Source organism: Niallia sp. HCP3S3_B10 (assembly GCF_052064465.1).
GTDB lineage: Bacteria > Bacillota > Bacilli > Bacillales > Cytobacillaceae > Niallia > Niallia hominis.
The window spans coordinates 70,981-89,861 of sequence record NZ_JBQHVO010000003.1 but is presented as its reverse complement, the minus strand read 5'-3'; the positions used below and the strand labels follow the sequence as shown (position 1 = coordinate 89,861).

Annotated in this window: 17 protein-coding genes; 12 read left to right on the top strand and 5 right to left on the bottom strand. The window is 33.0% G+C overall.

From position 1 onward, the window contains the following. Nucleotides 1-24: 24 nt before the first annotated feature. Nucleotides 25-1,548 (top strand): carboxypeptidase M32, encoded by a 1,524-nt coding sequence (locus tag ACTNDN_RS03300; protein ID WP_031538098.1) that lies wholly within the window; start codon nucleotides 25-27, stop codon nucleotides 1,546-1,548. Nucleotides 1,549-2,043: 495 nt separating this feature from the next. On the opposite strand, the gene ACTNDN_RS03295 is transcribed toward ACTNDN_RS03300, so the two are convergent. Then, the gene (locus tag ACTNDN_RS03295; RefSeq protein WP_031538097.1) at nucleotides 2,044-2,496 is read right to left on the bottom strand and encodes a chemotaxis protein CheX; all 453 of its coding nucleotides are present in this window, start codon (nucleotides 2,494-2,496) and stop codon (nucleotides 2,044-2,046) included. 631 nt (nucleotides 2,497-3,127) lie between these two features. Here ACTNDN_RS03295 and ACTNDN_RS03290 point away from each other — a divergent pair. The 3 genes from ACTNDN_RS03290 to ACTNDN_RS03280 all read left to right on the top strand — a co-directional run bounded on the left by ACTNDN_RS03290 (nucleotide 3,128) and on the right by ACTNDN_RS03280 (nucleotide 8,813). Beyond that, nucleotides 3,128-6,706: a dynamin family protein gene (locus tag ACTNDN_RS03290; RefSeq protein ID WP_441130772.1), complete on the top strand. Its 3,579-nt coding sequence runs from the start codon at nucleotides 3,128-3,130 to the stop codon at nucleotides 6,704-6,706. 39 nt (nucleotides 6,707-6,745) lie between these two features. Beyond that, nucleotides 6,746-7,594 (top strand): sulfurtransferase, encoded by an 849-nt coding sequence (locus tag ACTNDN_RS03285; RefSeq protein WP_441130785.1) that lies wholly within the window; start codon nucleotides 6,746-6,748, stop codon nucleotides 7,592-7,594. A gap of 346 nt (nucleotides 7,595-7,940) precedes the next feature. Then, nucleotides 7,941-8,813 (top strand): 5'-3' exonuclease, encoded by an 873-nt coding sequence (locus ACTNDN_RS03280; protein WP_441130784.1) that lies wholly within the window; start codon nucleotides 7,941-7,943, stop codon nucleotides 8,811-8,813. Between the two features lie 362 nt (nucleotides 8,814-9,175). Here ACTNDN_RS03280 and sspL read toward each other — a convergent pair whose 3' ends face one another. Beyond that, on the bottom strand, nucleotides 9,176-9,313 hold the full coding sequence (sspL, locus tag ACTNDN_RS03275) for a small, acid-soluble spore protein L (RefSeq protein WP_031538093.1): 138 nt from the start codon (nucleotides 9,311-9,313) through the stop codon (nucleotides 9,176-9,178). 108 nt (nucleotides 9,314-9,421) lie between these two features. Here sspL and ACTNDN_RS03270 point away from each other — a divergent pair, with 108 nt between their 5' ends. Together ACTNDN_RS03270 and ACTNDN_RS03265 are read left to right on the top strand one after the other, a co-directional pair. Continuing rightward, nucleotides 9,422-9,901: a divergent PAP2 family protein gene (locus tag ACTNDN_RS03270; RefSeq protein WP_441130771.1), complete on the top strand. Its 480-nt coding sequence runs from the start codon at nucleotides 9,422-9,424 to the stop codon at nucleotides 9,899-9,901. A 182-nt stretch (nucleotides 9,902-10,083) separates the two neighbouring features. Continuing rightward, the gene (locus ACTNDN_RS03265) at nucleotides 10,084-10,353 is read left to right on the top strand and encodes a DUF6123 family protein (protein WP_235251626.1); all 270 of its coding nucleotides are present in this window, start codon (nucleotides 10,084-10,086) and stop codon (nucleotides 10,351-10,353) included. A 697-nt stretch (nucleotides 10,354-11,050) separates the two neighbouring features. Here ACTNDN_RS03265 and ACTNDN_RS03260 read toward each other — a convergent pair. Together ACTNDN_RS03260 and ACTNDN_RS03255 are read right to left on the bottom strand one after the other, a co-directional pair. Next, nucleotides 11,051-11,983, bottom strand: a complete 933-nt coding sequence (locus ACTNDN_RS03260) for a DMT family transporter (protein ID WP_441130770.1) — start codon at nucleotides 11,981-11,983, stop codon at nucleotides 11,051-11,053. 16 nt (nucleotides 11,984-11,999) lie between these two features. After that, the gene (locus ACTNDN_RS03255; protein WP_235251627.1) at nucleotides 12,000-12,389 is read right to left on the bottom strand and encodes a reverse transcriptase-like protein; all 390 of its coding nucleotides are present in this window, start codon (nucleotides 12,387-12,389) and stop codon (nucleotides 12,000-12,002) included. 350 nt (nucleotides 12,390-12,739) lie between these two features. Between ACTNDN_RS03255 and ACTNDN_RS03250 the strand changes: the two genes are divergently transcribed. Together ACTNDN_RS03250 and ACTNDN_RS03245 are read left to right on the top strand one after the other, a co-directional pair. After that, nucleotides 12,740-13,399 carry a reverse transcriptase-like protein gene (locus tag ACTNDN_RS03250; protein ID WP_031538177.1) on the top strand — a complete coding sequence of 220 codons (660 nt, stop codon included), beginning with the start codon at nucleotides 12,740-12,742 and terminating at the stop codon, nucleotides 13,397-13,399. Between the two features lie 30 nt (nucleotides 13,400-13,429). After that, a complete protein-coding gene (locus ACTNDN_RS03245) occupies nucleotides 13,430-13,615 on the top strand; it encodes a zinc-finger domain-containing protein (protein ID WP_031538176.1) in 186 nt (61 codons plus the stop codon). 148 nt (nucleotides 13,616-13,763) lie between these two features. On the opposite strand, the gene cspD is transcribed toward ACTNDN_RS03245, so the two are convergent. Then, complete coding sequence (gene cspD, locus ACTNDN_RS03240) at nucleotides 13,764-13,964, bottom strand: cold-shock protein CspD (protein WP_009332654.1); 201 nt, start codon at nucleotides 13,962-13,964, stop codon at nucleotides 13,764-13,766. A gap of 397 nt (nucleotides 13,965-14,361) precedes the next feature. On the opposite strand from cspD, the gene ACTNDN_RS03235 reads away from it, so the two are divergent. The 4 genes from ACTNDN_RS03235 to ACTNDN_RS03220 all read left to right on the top strand — a co-directional run bounded on the left by ACTNDN_RS03235 (nucleotide 14,362) and on the right by ACTNDN_RS03220 (nucleotide 18,727). Next, nucleotides 14,362-14,649: a hypothetical protein gene (locus ACTNDN_RS03235; protein WP_031538175.1), complete on the top strand. Its 288-nt coding sequence runs from the start codon at nucleotides 14,362-14,364 to the stop codon at nucleotides 14,647-14,649. 306 nt (nucleotides 14,650-14,955) lie between these two features. After that, nucleotides 14,956-15,255 (top strand): hypothetical protein, encoded by a 300-nt coding sequence (locus ACTNDN_RS03230; protein WP_349204907.1) that lies wholly within the window; start codon nucleotides 14,956-14,958, stop codon nucleotides 15,253-15,255. Next, entirely contained in the window at nucleotides 15,255-16,244 is a 990-nt protein-coding gene (locus ACTNDN_RS03225) for an aromatic acid exporter family protein (protein WP_235251629.1), read from the top strand. The genes ACTNDN_RS03230 and ACTNDN_RS03225 overlap by 1 nt, the downstream gene beginning before the upstream one ends. Before the next feature lie 332 nt (nucleotides 16,245-16,576). Next, nucleotides 16,577-18,727, top strand: coding sequence for a type IA DNA topoisomerase (locus tag ACTNDN_RS03220; protein ID WP_349204909.1), 2,151 nt, complete (start codon nucleotides 16,577-16,579; stop codon nucleotides 18,725-18,727). Nucleotides 18,728-18,881: the final 154 nt, after the last annotated feature.

The window sequence follows — 18,881 nt, the reverse complement described above, 5'->3', positions numbered from 1 at the left end:
TAAAATGGAAAAGAGGAGAGTATATTGTCTATTAATATAAAAGAGATGGAAACAAAATTTTTGGAGTATGTGAAGAAGATAGGAGCATACAATGAAGCGCTCGCTCTAATTTATTGGGATTTACGTACAGGTGCTCCAAAAAAGGGAGTCAATCAACGAACAGAAGTAATCGGAGTGTTATCTTCTGAATTATTCGAATTATCAACTTCTGAACAATTAGAATCCTATCTTACTGTTCTATCTGAAGAGATCGTTCAAGAGGAATTATCCCCGATTACAAGAAAGACAGTAGAAGAAATGAAAAAGGATTTTGATCGCAATAAAAAAATTCCAGCTCAAGAATACAAGGAATATGTTATGCTTCAATCAAAAGCAGAAAGTGTTTGGGAAGAAGCGAAGGAGAAAGCAGACTTTGCACTTTTTCAGCCGTATTTAGAAAAACTAGTAGAAATGAACAAGAAATTTATCGAGTATTGGGGACATACAAACAATAAATATGATGTTTTATTAGATATGTATGAGCCTGGTATGACAGTCGCTATATTGGATGAAGTCTTTTCTAATGTGAGAGAGAAAATAGTGCCTTTAGTACATAAAATTGCAGAATCAAGTCATAAACCATCTACAGAGTTCTTATATGAGCGATTTTCGAAAGAAGATCAAGAAGCATTTAGTTTGGAAGTGTTGAAGCAAGTAGGATATGACTTTGATGCTGGACGTTTAGATCAAACCGTTCATCCATTTGCTACAGGGATCAATCCGGGTGATGTTCGTATAACGACGAAATATGATGAGTCAGACTTTAGAGTAGCTGTATTTGGAACAATTCATGAAGTTGGTCACGCTTTATATGAACAAAATATTTCCAAAGATTTAATCGGAACTCCTTTATGTTCGGGAACTTCGATGGGAATTCATGAATCTCAATCACTATTTTATGAGAATTTTGTCGGAAGAAATTTATCCTTCTGGAAACATAATTATGAAACACTAAAATCCCATACAAACGGTCAGTTTGATCAAGTTTCTGTCGAAGATTTTTATCGTGCGATCAATGAATCGAAGCCTTCTTTAATTAGAATTGAAGCAGATGAACTAACCTATCCGCTACATATCATGATTCGTTATGAAATAGAGAAAGGTTTATTTGATGGTGATATACAAGTGAAGGATTTACCAAAGATTTGGAATGAGAAATATCAGTCCTATTTAGGAGTGGTTCCTGAAAATGATGGGGAAGGGGTTCTTCAAGATGTACATTGGGCCGGAGGAAGCTTTGGTTATTTCCCTTCCTATGCACTTGGTTATATGTATGCAGCGCAACTAAAACAGGTAATGCAAAAAGACCTTCCTGAATTCGATAATTTATTAGAACAAGGACAATTACTGCCTATAAAAGAATGGCTTAATGAAAAAATTCATCGCTACGGAAAAATGAAAAAACCACTTGAAATATTGAAAGATGTTACTGGAGAGGGCCTAAATGCTCAATATCTAATTGATTATCTTTACACTAAATATAGTGACGTATATCAGTTAGAGCAATAATCAACACTTATTGACTGAACGATGATGAAGCGAGGGTAATTTTAAAGGGCTCCCTATATTACAGTAGTATTGCAATTCAATCGATTATAACAAATCGGTTAATCTTTTCTAGTTTCGGCACATATTCCATGAATGATAAATATACTAATATATGTTTATAAAGAAGTGGGTGTGATAAATATGGAGAATTATTATTGTAGTCACTGCCTGACCATCTATAATGAAAAGACAATTTGCAAATGCTGTGGGCAAAAGGTGGAGAATAAAATTAAAATCGAAGTACAAAGTCATACAGATAATAAGAAAATAATGTAGAGGAAAATAGGATGAAAAAATCATTTTTTTGATTGAGTTAATTCTGCATGTTAAATCAGTTGAATTCCCTAACCAAATGGGTGAGAAAGTAAAATCTTAAACGGGGAAAAATTCAGCGGAAAGTAGAATTGTTCAGCTTCAATCAATGTGGATAGATAAAACATTGATTGAAGTTGAACTTTATATTTCTAAAATAAGAACAATGGTTAATTGGCCAATGTTTTGGAGCGAAATAGGCAAGCTAAGTGCTTTTTCAAAACCAGATAACTTTGTTTCACCTGCTAAAACGGTAGGTGGTGTTATATCTATATCAATTCCATTTTGAGACACAAATGTAGATAAATTACCAGCAATCATATTCCCTAATTCACCAGAGAATGATTCAAGCATAGCCCCTTCCAAAAACATACCAAACATGGATTCGCCTAGCTTACCAAAAACTTGGTTATCCCCATCTATAATGATTCTGCCACGAAAATCTCCAGTTAATCCAATTAATACCCCTAAAGATTTTAAAACAAATGGTGAGACAGTTACAGATGGCCTCTCAATTTGTAGTTCACAGGGAATAACACCTTTTACAGCTTCAATTGTTCCGTTTAAAATTTCAGTTGTACTTTTAGTTAATGACACACACTATTCCCCCATCCTCTAGATAAAAACATCTTATCATAAAATAGACCTATTTTGTTTATATTTTTTTGAGAAAATAGGATATACCACATGGTACATTTTTCCTAAACTACTTGTTTTATATGGATTTCCCTTGCTAAAAGGACAGAAAAATAAAACTATTTTTCTTATTGAAAATGATTTTCATTGATGATAATATGTAATTGAGATAGAAAATTATTCTCATTAAGGAAATGAGGTGTAACGAATGATAGCTTTTCCTATTGGCTTAACGGTTATCGGTTATTTATTTGTTATGAAGTATGTTTTAAACCATACAACCAAAGCAACAGATATTAAATAATAGTTTTACATATGATGATGAATGTAATACTGCTTTTTCTTGTCACCCTTGCCTACCTACATAGGGATTGGCTAACAAGAGAAAGCAGTTTTTTTCATTTCTCTAATATCAGTAAGACGTTATTTGAGAATGCGGAGAAGAGAGTTTGGTGAGTAACTGTCCCTAAAGGTAACACATGGTAAGATTCACTTTTTTTAGGTCGCTTTCAATTTTCAGTTAATTTTACTTTATTGTTATGTGGAAAATAGTTAAAATAAAAGAAATACATAGATGAAAAGGAGTTTATCCATGCTTTCAACGAATACAGACACCTTACATAAATGGACAGCGTTTTATCAATATTTTTTGGCACATAGTGATCAACAAACTGCGCAAAGATTGAAAGAACTAATTAAAAAAGCAACTAGACAAGAATTTATTGCAACTTTTTGTGGACATTATTCTGCTGGAAAATCAAGCATGATTAATAAACTTGTTGGTACAAAGGTTTTACCAACAAGCCCCATTCCGACAACGGCTAATATTTTTCGCGTGAAGAAAGGAAGCAAACAGTTAAAAGTTTCATATTGCACGAACCAAGCAGATGTTTATAAAGAGGTTCTTGATATAAAAGGCGTTTTACAGGCAACAGAAAGAGTGGATGAAATAAAAGAATTAGAAGTCCAATTGGATACGGAACTCCTTTTAGAGAATGCTATTTTAATGGATACCCCAGGAATTGATAGTACAGATCAAGCCCACCAATTAGCAACGGAATCTAGCATTCATCTCGCAGATATTATTTTCTATGTCGTTGATTATAATCATGTACAGTCCGAAATAAATTTTGATTTTACGAAACAGCTAGTTGATTCAGGCAAAAAATTTGTGTTAATCGTTAATCAAATGGATAAACATCGAGAAGAAGAAATTTCATTTCAACATTTTAAACAAAGTGTTTCTGACTCCTTTTTGTCATATGGAATTAAGCCAGAAAAAATTTTCTTTACTACCTTAATCGAAACGAATTTTTTCTATCAAGGGTTGAAAGAGTTAAAGTGTTATATTGTTGAAAAAATGAAAGAAAAAGAGTTCATTCTTCCTATTTCAATGGATGAATCCTTTCAAAAGCTATATAAAGATCATCATGCCTTTATCGAAACAAAGTATGCTGAAAGAATCGCTCCTATAGATGAGGAGTTAGCAGGTTTAACGGAGGAAGAATATCATTCATTAGAATCAACCTTAAGTACAATAAAAAAAGAACTTCAAACAATAGATGAGGAAGAAAGCGAAACAGTAGTATCTTTAGAAAACGAGTGGCATTCGATTATTAAAAATGCGTATATTATGCCATTCAATCTTCGTGAATTAGCCAAGTCATATTTGGAAACAGAACAGAAAAATTTTAAAATAGGATTATTTGGCAGCAAAAACAAAACAAAAAAAGAAAGAGAGGAAAGACTACTTGCTTTTTACACAGAGCTCGAAAAGCTTGTTCAAATACAATTAATAATGCCATTATCGCAGTTTTTTGAGAAACACGGTAAGTCAGAGTATTTTCCGAAAATTAAAGGGCTTGCTTCTATTTTACATAGGCATAGGTTAAAAGAGTTAGTAAATAAGGATGCACAGCTTTCTGAAAACTATGTTCTGGTATATTGTGAGACTGTTGAAAATGATTTGAAACAGTCTTTTAGGAAAGAAATCACGACACTATTTACTCAATGGAAAGAAGAGCGCCAGCGACAATTACATACGGAAAAAGAAGAGCGTAGGAAAGAACAGAAAATCTGGCAAGGATTTGTAGACTGTAAGCTAAAAAAGGAAGAGCTAGAGACTAAATGGCAAGACTGGAGAGAGAACCTAAAGCATCTCTTTGTCACACAATCAGTTGATGAGAGTCTATTGCAAAGATTACTAGATTCAGATAAAGAAGAAATTACTTACCAAACATTATCATCCATAAACGCAAGAGCCGTAGACAAGAAAAGAAATCTGACTGAGGATATTAAACGAGAAGAAAGAAATGAATTTGATACAGATTTACTAATTAAACAATTACGTTTTTTAAGTAATAACCTGCAACAGGTAAAGGGATTTACACATATAGCAAAGAATTTGCTTACTAAAGCCGCCAATATTGAAAATCGAACATATACTATTTGCTTATTTGGTGCTTTTAGTGCAGGGAAGTCTTCCTTTGCCAATGCCTTACTAGATTATCCGATTTTGCCCGTTTCGCCCAATCCAACTACGGCAACAATAAATCGAATTTTGCCAATAGATAAAGACCATCCACATAAAACGGTGATTGTTAAATGGAAAACAGAGTCAGAAATGCTTACAGAGATAAATGACTATTTACAGTTAGTGAAGGAAGAGGCAAGTACATTAGAATCAGCGCAAAATTTGATAAAAAAGCTAGCTGCTAAACCTGTAGAAAGATATGCGAATGAATTTCGCTATCTGCAAGCTTTTGTAAAAGGATATTCTGCCCATCGTGATCAATTGGGCAGCGAGATTAATGTTGGATTAGAAGCGCTTTCGAATTTTGTTGCAGTAGAAGAAACCTCTTGTTTTGTGGCTTCGATAGATGTTTATTTTGATTGTAGTATTACTAGAAAAGGAATTACGCTCGTTGATACGCCAGGGGGAGACTCAATTAACAGCAGACATACGGAGTTAAGCTTTGAATTTATGAAAAAAGCAGATTGTATTTTTTATGTCAGCTACTATAATCACGCATTTTCCAAAGCTGATCGTGCTTTTTTAGTACAGCTTGGAAGATTAAAGGATGCTTTTGAAAAGGATAAAATATTTTTTGTCATTAATGCAATAGATTTAGCGAAGGATGAAGAAGAGCAAGAAGCTGTAGAGGAGTATTTACAAGAGCAACTGCAATTATATGGTATACGTTCTCCACGAATTCTTCCTGTTTCTAGTCTTTATTATAAGCATGAAATTTACGGGAAATGGATGGGAAGAGCAGAGGCTAAAATGTATGAATTTATTGAATATGAATGGCTAGCAATGATGCTCCAATCTGCTAAAAAAGAATATGAAGGGACAATTGAACTTTTAAAGCAGCTAGTTAAATCTGCTTTTGCAAAAAAGGAAGAAGCGGAACAAGAGCTTTCTCGGATGGAGGAAGAAAAACGGAATATACTCTCACAATTTGAAACAATAACGTTTCAAGATAGATTAGCGAAATTTAAAATGGAAGTTGAAGAACAGCTTTTTTATTTAAAGCAAAGAATCATGTTTCGATTACAGGAATTAATAAAGGAAGCCTATCATCCATCCATTTTACGAGGGGATAATAAGAAAAGAGAAATTTCCCTTGCTACTGCTTCCTTTTTAATACAGTTGAATTTTGAATTTGAACAAGAATTGCGGGCAGTAAATGTAAGACTGGACCAAATATTTTATAAACAAAGAAAAGAAGGCTATCAAGAAATTCAGCATTCCATTCAGTCCATTAATGGCGAAATCCGTTTGCAAGAAGAAATGGAAAATGCAATTGATACAAAATTAACTTACCATGCTCCTTTCAAACAACTAGATAATGCGCTTAATAAAATTGGAACAAAATATTACAAAAATCCCAAAAGTTTTTTTGAGAATAATGAACGAAAGAATATGGGAATAGAATTAGAACAATTAGTGGATGAGCACGGGAATATTTTTATTAAGGAGCAAATTCACTCCTTCTTTACTTTTTATAAAGAGTTATTTGAACAGCATTTTGATACACTGCTTGATAATTTACAAGAACAAGTGGGCGAATATTATGATGGGAAAACGGCACTATTAACAGAGCATGAGAATTTAGATAAACTTGAGTGGATTATTAAGGAATCAACAAGATTTTCCGCTATTGATTAATGGTTAACAGGGATAACAAGAGGAGGAATAAAGATGGAAATCGTAAAAAGTGTTGATTGGCTAAAGGAAAATTTTGAACAAGATTCTGTTAGAATTATTGATTGTCGCTCTGATTTAAAAAATCCTGACGCTGGCACCGAATGGTATATAGAAGGTCATATCCCAAATAGCGTTTATTTTCACTTAGATAAAGATCTCTCCAATCCAGTAAGTGAACACGGGGGCAGACATCCATTACCAGCCATAGAAGAATTTGTTTCTAAACTTGAAAATATAGGTGTTGGTAAAGAAACTATCGTCATTGCCTACGATAATGGGGAGGGGGCGTTTTCTGGGAGACTTTGGTGGTTATTAAACTATATCGGACATTCCCATACATATATTTTGGATGGCGGCTATAAAGAATGGGTAAAAAAGGATTTTCCAATTTCAAAGGATGTCCCGACTTTTACAAAGAGTACTTTCTCTCCTGAAATTCAAACACATATGATTGCTACTTATGAGGAAGTGTCAGCACAAGTAAGAGCAAAAGAGGAATATAAGGTACTTATTGATTCCAGAGAACACATACGGTATATAGGAGAGATAGAACCGATTGATAAGAAACGTGGACATATACCTGGAGCAATAAACTTTGTATGGACAGATGGATTAAAAAATGGCTTCTTTTTGTCGACTAATGAGCAAAGAGAAAGGTTTTCCTCATTAGACCCCAGAAATGAATATATTGTTTATTGTGGCTCTGGCATAACTGCTACTCCTAATTATATTTCCTTAAAAATGGCTGGAATAGACAATGTAAAGCTTTATCCTGGAAGTTTCAGTGATTGGATTTCTTATGATGAAAATCCAATTGAGACCTGTTTGTCTAACAAGATAGAAGAATGAAACAAAGCATTCTATTATTAGGTGAGGCAGTAAGTTTAGAGTTTACAAAAGTAGAGGCAAATATAGATGGCATGAGAAGGTAGTACAGTGTAGTTTTGAACTTAGCTTAAAATAAGTGGGTTAGGAACAGGAAACTAATGGGGAATTTTAGTTCTCTGTTTTTTTCTTTAGAAGATAATTATTTTTCAGACTTCGTTTTACAACAAACGTACAATCAGGTTAAATTCCAACTAATAAAAAGGGAGAAGAAAAAGCTACCAGCCAAAACTATTTTAGAATCTGTTATAATAAACGAATGGAAATAAAGGAGAGATGCGATTTGAATAATGACAAACAGACAAACCTGATGCTCGTAGATGGGATGGCGCTATTATTTCGTGCTTTTTTTGCTACAGCTGTTACAGGTCAATATATGGTTAACTCAAAAGGAATTCCAACAAATGCAATTCATGGTTTTGTAAAACATTTTTTTACAGCAATTGAACATTTTAACCCTTCACATGTTGCGGTTTGCTGGGATATGGGAAGTACTACATTTAGAACAGAAATGTACCCTTCCTATAAAGCAAATCGTCAAGACGCCCCTGTTGAATTAATTCCACAATTTGATTTGGTAAAAGAAGTTGTAGAAAGCTTTAATGTTCCAAATATAGGGATAACTGGATTTGAAGCTGACGATTGTATCGGTACAATTGCGAAACAAATGAAAGGTGAAGCAAATGTTACCATCTTAACAGGAGATCAGGATATTCTGCAATTACTGGATGATCATATTTCTGTTGCGTTATTAAAAAAAGGATATGGTAACTATATGGTTTATACACCAGCAAATTTTCAAGAAGAAAAAGGGATTACTCCAAAGCAAATGATCGATCTAAAGGGATTAATGGGAGATACAAGTGATAACTATCCTGGCGTAAAGGGGATAGGTGAGAAAACTGCCTTAAAGCTTCTCCAAGTTCATCAGGATATAGAAGGGATTTTAGCTAATTTATCGTTGCTTACAAAGGGTCAGCGTACGAAAATTGAAACAGACCTCGAAATGCTCCATTTAAGCAGACAATTAGCAGAGATTAAATGCGACGTTCCAGTAAGTTGCATGCTAGAAGATAGCTATTTAAATATCAATCCAGCTACCGCAATGAAGAAATTTGAGGAATTAGAATTTAAAAGATTTCATCATTATGTAGAAAAGAAAGAAGAGCTCACCTTATTTTAAGAAATGGTTTTTTATATATTACGCAAAATTTGCATTGGTATACGAAACTAGAAGGATAAACGCCTAGATATCTCAGAGACTGAAACAAATATGCTAACAAAAGTTAAACCCAACCGATTCAAACGAAATGCTTATTTAAAAGTTTCGTATAATCGTTTGGGTTTTTATTTGTATTTATTTTATCATGTTTAACTTCATTAGATGTGGGTAGAGTTGAAAATTCTTTAGAATAAATATACAAAAGGATAGATACTTTTGCCCAATTCATGAAAGAAATCAATCAAGATAAAGACTGAATAATACAAGTTGGCTGGAGCTTTTTTTAAAGCCCCAGCTAAATAGCGAAAATTAATGAAATATCATTATTTTGTATTCTTCTTTTTCGCGGCATTTTCTAATTTGCTTTTTGGAGCTGGCGTTATATCAGCGTCTTGACCGTACCCTTGTGGATTAACCCCGCCAGCAGCTTTTCCTCTATTCGTATGGTTTTTATTACTCATATCAATCACCTCTTAAAGTCATAGTGGAAATAAAAATCAATTTTAGTATGAGCAAATAAGAATAATATCATCCGTAAATAAAGAGACTATTTGAAAGAGGTGATTGATATGAATAAGGGCATATATGTTGCCTTAATAAGCATTGGAATGGCTCAATTTTTAAAAATCCCCATTCATTTTTTTAAAACAAAAAAGTGGGATAAAGGCTTATTTTTTCAAACAGGAGGGATGCCAAGCTCCCACTCAGCAGGTGTTTCTTCTCTAACAACTTTTATTGCATTAAAACGAGGTTTACCAACTATTGATTTTGCGTTATCGCTTATTTTCGGATTAATTGTCATGTATGATGCACAGGGAATTCGAAGACAGACAGGAGAATTAACGTTAAAGGTAAATGATTTAGGAGAGCTAGTAGATAAAATTAATACAGATAAGAATATTGCCTTTAAAGAGCAACAACCAAAAAAACTAAAGGAAATGCTAGGCCACCAGCCACAAGAGGTATTTGGAGGTGCCTTATTAGGTGTTTGTATAGGTTTCTTAGGACATTTATGTACGAAGAAGAAAAATACCATTATACTCCGTTAACAATTGATAGAGGGGCAAGCCCATTTTGCTTCTCTATCTTTTTTTTGCAAAGTTATCGAAGAAAATAGAAAAATTGTGACAATGGTCATTAAAAATGCAAAATAAGTGTTGAAAAAGCTAGAAATATGTCGTGATATAAAGTAACATGTAGGTAAAAGGATAGAGGGGAATGTACACAAAGTTTGAAAACAGTAGAGGAGTATTTGCTTTTTTTAGATGGGAAAGGCTTTTCCTTCGGTGACGATGCAATAGGTTTTATATATTTTGGCAAAGCATATACAAATGCTACAGATGAGCTTGTAATAACAGCAATTGAATGTACTTTAAAAATACAAAAGAAATTTGATGGCAGCTTTTTTGTTTCTTTGCTTGAGATGTTTATGGACAATGAACTGAAAACAAAAAAAGAAGTAATCAGCTTTATAAAAAGAAATCATTTATTTCCACTTTAATGTATTTACATAGAGTGGTTTTTTGTTTTTTCTAAAGAGGCTGTGACATAAGTATTTCAACCAACAATAAACACGAACTATAATGCGATTAACTCACATTATAGTTCGTGTTTATTTTTTAGATAAAGGTTTAAAAACGAAGTGGAATGGAGCGGAGGACGCTCGACTCCTGCGGGAAATAGAGACGCTTTAGACCCCGCAGCGCAGCGAGGAGGGCACTGAAAAAGTCTAGTTCTCCAAATAAAATGAGGTTTTATTTATTTGAAAGAGAATAATAAGTTGGTTTGGAGAGGTGTCCGCTCGACTCCTACGGGAGATGCGAGAAAGTCCGAGACCCTGCAGGAGCGTGAGCTGTGAAGCGGCTCGGCGCTCGCCCCGGTGAGTCGTGCGGTAAGCCTCGGAAAACAAAAGCCTACACTATGTTAGAATGGTTTGGTAACTACCGATTCACCAGGTAATTCACTTTTTCAGTGGCCACGCAGCGAGGAGGCTTAGCTTCCTCCCCGGCGCATCGTGCGTCTGTAGCGCAATGGAACGACTTAATTTTTACACTTAACTAGATTTAAAAACATAGATAACGTAGCTTTATTTAAGAGCTGAATTGAAGATTGTTCGTCTTTAAAGATTAGTTATTTAGTTTTGTCCCAGCCTCTTCATTAATGTGGAGAGGTACAGTAAATCTAAGGACATGATTTAATTATTTCTCAATAAAGCTACCCCGTTTAAATGCTGCAAGCAGTGTTTTCCTCGGTAATTCGGAAAAAACCATTCCTAATAAAATCAGCATACAACCAATCGTAGCACTAGCTGTTAACTGTTCATTATTAAATAGGTATGCAGTCATTGCTGCAAATACTGGTTCGGTTGCAATAATCAACGCAACCCTAGTAGAATTGGTATATTTTTGTAAGCTTGTTTGGATTATAAATGCAACAGCAGTAGCAAGGATAGCAGTTATGAGTAAAGCAATTATTACTTCTTTGTGAAAAAGGATATTCACTTTAAAATTACCTTTTGGATTTTCAAATAAAAAGCTACCAATAAACCCAAGAATTGAAACTGTCAAAAGTTGCATAATTGTTAATAATAATGTGGGATATTGTTTGCTATATTTTCCTGTTAAGATGATTTGCAATGCAAAGCCTATCGCACAAATAAATACAAAAAAGTCACCAATATTAAAAGAAAATACATTGCTTATCGTTAGGAGATAGAGGCCAATTGTTGCAATAATAACACCAATAATATGGTTGATCAATAAAGCTTGTTTCATAAAAAGATACATAAATAAAGGAACAAGCACAACACTTAGTCCAGTTATAAAACCTGCTTTCGAGCTAGTAGTATAGACAAGCCCAATTGTTTGAAAAGCATAGCCGATAAATAAACAAATACCTAAAATAATTCCGGCTTTTAAACAATGTATATTTATTTGCTTCAGTTGGGAAGGCTTAAATAGAAGTAACCATAGAAATAAAAAAAGAGCAGCTAGGAAAAAGCGAATCCCATTAAAGATAAGTGGTTGTAAAAAAGCTATTGCATTTTGAACGATTACAAAGGTCGAACCCCATATTAGAGCAACAAATAAAAGGGATAAATCTGCAAATCTTTGGGAAGTAAGTATTTTCAACGGATGATTCCTTTCCTTAATTATTTTTTCTAATGGCAAGTCTTGCTAATTCATCGGCTGTTTTATTATCATTACTTGGAATCCATTTAATAAAAAATAAATCCAATTCTCTTATAAGCTTTAAGGCTTGATCAAGGAGAGGAGCATATTTTTTATTTTTAGCGAATTCCTTTTCAACAGCTCGACTTACTAATTCAGAATCTGTACGAAAGCTCACTGTGCGATAGTTTTGATTAATGCAGATTTCTAAAGCTTTAATGAGTGCATAATATTCTGCTTCATGATTACTCATTAACCCAAGTGGGAAGGAGTATCTTTCTGCAGAACCATGCCCTTTTATAAAAATGCCAGCGCCACTAGGACCAGGATTTCCAGCACTGGCGCCATCAATATAAACTTCAATCATTTTGATACCTCCTGAAATTTTGATATGATTAATCAATGACTGTACTAGTTATTTTACATTTAGTTTTCATACAAAACGTAATAGCTGTATATATATCATTAAATATGTAACCTAGTTAATAAATAGTAGATAGGCTCCTATTGATGAATTGAAAAATGATATAATGACAAGCAAGGGTTACTGTAAAAAGTACAATGTATAAATGAAACGATGTAAAATATTATAAATGAAAAAAGTTGTGATGGTAATATTTTTTATAATTTCTTTAGGAGTAGCTTTTTATCCAACTACTAAGCAATAAGACCTCGAAGCTTCGAAAGTTACTTTACTTATAGAAAGGTTGTACCGTTATGAAATACAAATTGGAATATACATTTCAGATGAAGAAAAAGAAGGAAAGTATTCATTTTACTTCTGATTGGATTCAATCAGCTCTTGCTCTTGAAATGGGGGAAGAACTGGAGAAACGAAATGATACAAAGGATCTAATTTTTTATGATGAAAAAGGAACAAGCTGGACATTAAAGGAATTACGAAAATTGAATGAAGAAATGGAAGAGGAGCCACATGATTTTACGGTATATTTTGATGGCGGCTACCACAAGGAAACAAAAACAGCAGGAATCGGTGTTGTTCTTTTCTTTCAGCAGGGCAAAAAGAAATTTAGAGTTCGGGCAAATGAACTATTTCATGATATTCTTTCTAATAATGAAGCAGAATACGCAGCTCTATTTCACGCTTTAAATCTTTTGGAGGAACTAGAGGTAAGGGATGTTACTTGTGAAGTAAAAGGGGATTCACAAGTAGTATTGAAGCAATTAGAAGGCGAATGGCCATGCTATGAAGAGGACTTAAATAGATGGCTTGATCGAATTGAAGCTAAAATAAAAAAATTACATTTAAATATGATATATACTTCTATTGGAAGAAATGAAAATAAAGAAGCGGATAAGCTTGCAACGCAAAGCCTAGAAGGAAAGCGTATCTATAGTAAAATGCAATTGATTTAATGATCGTTATAAATAAAGGAGGGGTGGAGCTTGGAACGAAAGAAACTGATTGAAGAAGCAGATGAGTTAATGAAAGATTATTGCAAAGATTGTTTTTTATATCGACAAAATAAATTAGAGTTAGGAAAAAGAGGAGCTCACCGCTTCTGTATTTCGCAGTGTACGGTGGGATATAAGCTAAAGGAATACGGGGAAAAGTTATCTGGTGCGAAGTAGGGGGGAACATACTTCCACCTTTTTCTCTTATATTAAGATTCGAAAAGAACTAGTTGTATTAATAAGGGCAAAAATAAAGGGGACTTCTCAAGAAGAAAACTTCTAGAAAAATCCCCTGACTACTATTATTAATATATTTGTTTATTAATTATAGTTTAACAACATTAGCAGCTTGAGGTCCGCGGTTTCCTTCAACGATTTCGAAAGAAACTTCTTGTCCTTCTTCTAATGACTTGAAACCTTCGCCTTGAATAGCAGTGAAATGTACGAATACATCGTCTCCACCTTCAACTTCGATAAATCCAAATCCTTTTTCGTTATTGAACCATTTTACTTTACCGTTTTGCATATTAAATTTCCTCCTAAGCCTTTCAAGACACATGATTGGTGCCTATAAAATAAATATTTTCATAGAACAAAATAATAATAGAAAATAATTATTCTGAATTTTGTTAAATGATGTCTATAATATACACGATAACCTATATGTAGTCAAGGTTTCTAAGCGTTTTTTCTGAAAACTTCACCGAAATTTTGAAAAGGCTTACTTGGTTGAAAACAGATAGAAAACGGATACAATAAACTGGGAATATTATTAATAGTTTCTTCAAGTGTGAGACCTTTCCTTTTTCATCAATTTATATCATTTCTTGACTTTGATAAAATATTTCATAAATAATCATTTTCAACATATGATGAAGTAGCAGTTTTATTTTTAAAGGAAATAGAATAAGAAGGTGGCTATAATGTATCGATTTTCGATTGAAAATGAAAATTGGATTTTGCGATTTACACCGAATACTGTATTAGAGGATGGCAGCAAGGAGGCAGTTGTAAAAAGCATTCTTCAATTAGGGAATGTGTTACCCACTTTTTCACATGGGGAGTCCTTTGTCATTATGGTTAAAAAAATCGGCTTAATCGTATTCAATGTAGAAAAGATCCCATCTCTTATTTTAACTGTATCGAATATTATTGAAAAAGAAAATTGGTATATCCAAACAGACAGTAAGATAAAAAAGTATTTTATGTGAACTAGCTAACCAGCTAGTTTATTTATTTTATCATGTGATTGAAGGTGAATTTTGATATAACAGACTTGATTCCGCTTTCATTTCTTAACGTGAAAAAACGAATACTAGTGGGATTTTCTATGGATTTTTTCTTGCAAAAATTTCCTATGAAAAAATGAAAAAATAATTCTCGAACTTATTGAATTATAAGGCAAAATGTGTTTTTATTAACATGATTACAATATTTAAGTAAAGTTTATTTTTGGATAAAAATAAACGAATGTCATTAGGTAAAAAACTATAAATAAAAAGGGAAGATTTATTAAAATGATTGAAACGATTGTAAAGAGCAGTCAAAGTCCGTATTATGAAATATCCAGAGAAGATCAGATGATACTTAGCCCGTTTGAAGGAACTGTAAATGAAATTCTAATGAAAGAAAAAGCTTATTTTTATGAGTGGGAAACGATTTTAACTATTAGAACTTTAGCAGGGGAAATAAAAGATGTAAGTGTTCCTTTTAGTGGATCTGTTGTGGAATTATTAGTAAAGCCTGGTGATAAAATTGCCATAAATACGAGGCTAGCTTCTTTACAGGATGATTTACTAGTTACTGGTTGTGATTAATGATGCAAATGCAAAGAGCTTTGCAAAAATTAAAAAAGTATAAAATTGGTTATCGTACATTTAAAACAGCAGTGGCAGTTAGCATAGGTATATCTATTGCTCAGTTTTTCCACTTAGATTTCTATGTATCTTCTGCGATAATAACAATCCTGTGTGTACAAAATTCCAAAAAGAAATCACTTCATAGTGCCTTTTCGCGTTTTATTGCATGTATGCTTGCTATTCCATTTTCGTATATTTTCTTTGAGGGAATTGCTTTTGAGCCCTATATTATTGGGCTGTTACTATTATTATTTATCCCAACAACGGTTTTATTGAAGGTAAATGAAGGTGTAGTAACAAGTACGGTTATTATTCTTCATATTTATTCTACCAATCAAATGTCGTGGCAGGTTGTATTTAATGAGTTAGGCTTAATTATAATTGGAATTGGTGCAGCATTACTTGTTAATAGTTATATGCCAAGTCTCGATAAAGAAATGAAAGTACATCAAAAAGATATCGAGCAATACTTTAAAGCTCTTTTGATGGATATGGTTGTGTATCTTCGCACAAAGGAAATGAAAGAAGATTTTGCATTAAAGTTTAAACAAGCATCTGATGAAGTGCAATTTGCTAAATCCGTTGCATATCGTGATGTCGAAAATCATTTTTCTAGAAAAGAAAATTATTATTATAAATATTTTACGATTAGAGAAAAGCAACTAGAAATCATTTCTAGGCTATTTGATCGGATTATAACTGTCGAAACGCTTGATAATCAAAGAGAGCTTGTAGCTGACTTTTTAGAAGAACTGAGTTTATGTGTCCATTCAGGTAATACAGCTGTACTGTTTTTAAGTAAGCTTCAGCGACTAGAGGAAATGATTAAACACGATAAACTACCGAATGATTGGCGTTCTTTTGAGGAACAAGCACATGTCTTTTTTGTCTTAAAAGAATTAGAACAGTATTTACAAATAAAAAAATCTTTAAAGGTAGCCTATTAACATTATGCTCCTTCTAAAACTTTATAATGGACGGGGACTCTAATACAGTTATGGTCTCCGTCTAATTAATTTAGTATAGCATGAAAAAAACAATAATGAGCGTAATTTGATAGCTCAGCATTCCCCCAGACCATTATCTTCTTTTTAATTCTCTTCGTTGTAAAAGGTAAGAAAAATGAATATATATAATGAAGTCAATAAAAATCTCTAAATTACTCCATTTGCATTTTTATAAATTTACCCCTTTCTATACATTTCTCTTTTTTGCGATTATAATGTTATCTTGTATAAAAAATATTAATGAATGTAAGAAATGAAAAAAGGTGATATAGATGAAATTAATATTGGCGGAAAAACCATCTGTATCGAAAAATATTGCAGATGCATTAAAAATAAAAAATAGACAAGATGGCTATTTTGAAGGAAATGGCTATATTGTTACATGGGCATTCGGACATTTATTGCAATTAAATGATGCAAAAGATTATGATGAAAAAATGGCTACGTGGAAACTAGAAAACTTTCCTTTTATCCCAAGTAAGTTTCAATATAAAGTGAAGTCAGATTCTAAAAATAAAGATAAGCCAGATCGTGGCGCCGAAAAACAGCTTAAAATCATCCACAGACTGATGAAAAGATCAGATGTAGATACAATTATTTCCGCATGTGACTATGATCGAGAAGGACAGCTTATTGGGGATAGTATTATTTATAATTTAAGAACCGAAAAGGAAGTTTATCGTTTATTATTGAATGAATGGACGCCTAAAGAAGTATTAAATGGATTAGAAAACCTTCGTTCCAACAATGAACTGCGTCCCTTACAAGATGCAGGTGTTAGCAGACAATGGGCAGATTGGCTAATCGGGATTAACTTAACATCTGTTGCCACTTTAAAATATCAAAAGGGCAAAGGGAAGGCTTTAAATATCGGAAGAGTCTTACTACCTACGCTTAAGATCATTTATGATCGTGATAAAGAAATTGAAACCTTTGTTCCAGAAAATTATTATAAACTACAAGCAACCTTTTTAACGGAAAACGGAAGCAGTTATTTAGGTGCTTATATAGAAAATAGGGAAGAAAAGTTTAAGTCGGAACAATATTTAAAAGAGTTAGAGGAACAGATTAACGGGAAAACCGCAATTATAGCAGATAAAAAGGTGCAGAAGAAAAAGGAATATCCACCGTTTTTATTTAATCTTTCAAATCTTCAAGGCTATATAACTAGTAAATATAAAGGTTGGACAGCAGATAAAGTATTGAAGGTAGCACAAAGTCTGTATGAAAAAAAATATATAACGTATCCGAGAACAGCAAGCATTGCTTTAGAAGAAAGCCTTATTTCGAAAACGGAAAAAGTAGTAAATCTTCTTGCGGCAGATTTACCATTTAAAGAGGAAGTTAAATTTTTTCCATCCAAACGAATTTTCGATAATAAAAAAGTAGAGAGTCATAGTGCAATTATTCCTACGTATGTATTGCCTAAACGATTAAGCCAAGAGGAACAACAAGTATATGAGGCGATAAAAAATCGTTTATTAATGCAGTTTATGCCAGTTGCTGAGGTAGAAGAGACAAAAATCATTACAAGTATAAATCTTCTAGAACTTAAAGGTAGCTTTATAACGAAAGGTAAGGTTCAATTAGTAGAAGGCTGGAAAAAGATAGAGAAAATTCAATCGAAAGATGTTATGCTTCCAATGGTACAAGTAGGAGAAGAGGTTTTCACTAGCGATGCAGTAACAACAACTCATACTACCCAGCCTCCAAAAGAGCATACGGAAAAGACATTACTAAGGCTGATGGAAACATGCGGAAAAAATTTTGATGCGGAAAATGAAGAAGATGTTTTAACCATCTTAAGTGGTTTTAGTATAGGAACGCCAGCAACACGTGCAGAAACAATAAAGAAGCTTAAGGATATAGGGTATATTGAGGCAAAAAATAAGAACTTAGTCTGCACTGATTTAGGAAGAAGAATAGTTGATACATTCCCCATTAAAGATCTATTTAATTTAGATTTTACTGGGAAACTAGAAAAAGATCTATATGATATGGAAAAAGGGCAATTTAGCAAAAAGCAATTTTTGCAAATGATCAGTAACTTCACATCAAGCGCAGTGGAAACGATAAAAAACGAAGCAGATGTCATTATCCAAGAAGTAACATATGCTAAACAAACGACAGAAGTGTTGGGGAAATGTCCTGTTTGTGGACATTCTGTAGTGGAAGGAAAAAAAGGATTTGGCTGCAGTAATTGGAAGAATGGTTGTAAATTCGTCATTTGGAAGAATGATAAATTTCTTGCAACTATGAAGAAAAAACCGACGAAAACAATGGTTAAACATTTACTGAAAAATGGTAAAGCTCCTGTTAAAGGTTTAGTGAGTAAAAAAGGGAATAAATTTGATGCAATGATGAAATATGAGAAGAATCAAGATAATGAATATTTTAGTTGGAAAATGGAATTCCCAGAATAGATTTTCCTCGAATTATCTCAGTAATACTATAGGTGAATAAAGCAATTTTTATCCTATTAGTGGAAGCAAGACAGCTATATAAAAAATCTAACGTTTGAAAGAATCTTGTTTCCCCTTTTTTTTTATAGTAAAATGCTAAAGAAATGTTCTTTTA

Excerpts from the sequence above, each read along its gene's own strand:
- ACTNDN_RS03290 (WP_441130772.1), top strand. The coding sequence starts at position 3,128 with ATGCTTTCAACGAATACAGACACCTTACATAAATGGACAGCGTTTTAT.
- ACTNDN_RS03280 (WP_441130784.1), top strand. The coding sequence starts at position 7,941 with ATGCTCGTAGATGGGATGGCGCTATTATTTCGTGCTTTTTTTGCTACA.
- sspL (WP_031538093.1), bottom strand. The coding sequence starts at position 9,313 with ATGAGTAATAAAAACCATACGAATAGAGGAAAAGCTGCTGGCGGGGTT.
- ACTNDN_RS03270 (WP_441130771.1), top strand. The coding sequence starts at position 9,422 with ATGAATAAGGGCATATATGTTGCCTTAATAAGCATTGGAATGGCTCAA.
- ACTNDN_RS03255 (WP_235251627.1), bottom strand. The coding sequence starts at position 12,389 with ATGATTGAAGTTTATATTGATGGCGCCAGTGCTGGAAATCCTGGTCCT.
- ACTNDN_RS03250 (WP_031538177.1), top strand. The coding sequence starts at position 12,740 with ATGAAATACAAATTGGAATATACATTTCAGATGAAGAAAAAGAAGGAA.
- cspD (WP_009332654.1), bottom strand. The coding sequence starts at position 13,964 with ATGCAAAACGGTAAAGTAAAATGGTTCAATAACGAAAAAGGATTTGGA.
- ACTNDN_RS03235 (WP_031538175.1), top strand. The coding sequence starts at position 14,362 with ATGTATCGATTTTCGATTGAAAATGAAAATTGGATTTTGCGATTTACA.
- ACTNDN_RS03230 (WP_349204907.1), top strand. The coding sequence starts at position 14,956 with ATGATTGAAACGATTGTAAAGAGCAGTCAAAGTCCGTATTATGAAATA.
- ACTNDN_RS03225 (WP_235251629.1), top strand. The coding sequence starts at position 15,255 with ATGATGCAAATGCAAAGAGCTTTGCAAAAATTAAAAAAGTATAAAATT.
- ACTNDN_RS03220 (WP_349204909.1), top strand. The coding sequence starts at position 16,577 with ATGAAATTAATATTGGCGGAAAAACCATCTGTATCGAAAAATATTGCA.